The sequence below is a fragment of the Shewanella sp. SG41-4 genome, assembly GCF_014164505.1.
Lineage (GTDB): Bacteria > Pseudomonadota > Gammaproteobacteria > Enterobacterales > Shewanellaceae > Shewanella.
In genome coordinates, this window is sequence record NZ_JACJFI010000685.1 from 1 (window position 1) to 1,007 (window position 1,007).

1 protein-coding gene is annotated in these 1,007 nt (G+C 36.4%); it reads right to left on the bottom strand.

Translation table 11 applies throughout. The annotated features are described in order from the left end of the window. Positions 1 to 153 precede the first annotated feature (153 nt). Positions 154 to 744 carry an LON peptidase substrate-binding domain-containing protein gene (locus tag H5202_RS23270; RefSeq protein ID WP_182774086.1) on the bottom strand — a complete coding sequence of 197 codons (591 nt, stop codon included), beginning with the start codon at positions 742 to 744 and terminating at the stop codon, positions 154 to 156. Positions 745 to 1,007: the final 263 nt, after the last annotated feature.

Genomic DNA, 1,007 nt, shown 5'->3' on the forward strand with positions numbered 1-1,007 from the left:
ATTGAACATTTTCCATTATTTCACCTGCATCCAGTAAATAAGTCATTGAGCATAAGAGATTATGTCATTTATGCTGTGGCTAAACTGAGCTTAACAAGCTGCAGTTTCATTAGTTTTTACGTAGCATTATTGTGTTCGGATCACTGTTTTATTTTATTTTATAATATCGGCTAGAAATGATTTAGCTAATTGATGGTCATGGCTATTAATACATTGATATTTTTCTTTGGAACTCAATGGGATAATTTCAAGCCAGCGCTGACAAACCCATGCAATATCATTAAAATTATCTTCAGAATAATGAGCAAGATGCTGTGGGTATTGCTGCAAAAGTTGCTTTAATGTGTGGCTAAGCGCTTTCTCTTGTTTATGTTCTTCAGTGTGAATGCCGGTCTGTCCACTTTGTTGTTCGATGATATTACTCGGCCAAGAATCAATTATGCTGACATCGGCACGCTTTAAACCGTCACTATCAACACTTACTTGATTAATAATGAACGTTTTTTGCCCTTGTACACTAATTCCTAACAAGCCATCTTCAAGAGTTTCAAAGTCGATAATTTGGGTTAATGTACCCATGGGTAATATGGTTTTTTTATCATCAGCCAACATACACAAGCCAAAACCAACACCACTTTTAAGTGATTCTGAGACTAACCGTTTATATCTAGGTTCAAAAATACGTAACTGGGTATATCCTTGAGGTAATAAGCAAATAGATAGTGGGAATAGTGGGATAATCATAACGGCCCCTGTATGACATTTAATGAACAATCTACAGCGTTATACGTGCTCAGGCAGGTTAACGATCAAGTTGCACTGTTGTTTGAATAATCCAGATATGACTGTTGGTCGATGCATGGCGTGTTGCACTCAAATACATAATCAATAAGGGCTATGTCATTCCAACTTCTTTAGTATTGATTGAGTTCAACATGGTTTATAACAATATGATTATCCTCAAGCTGACGGCTGACTGATTCAACGATGAAAGGCTGAGACTGATA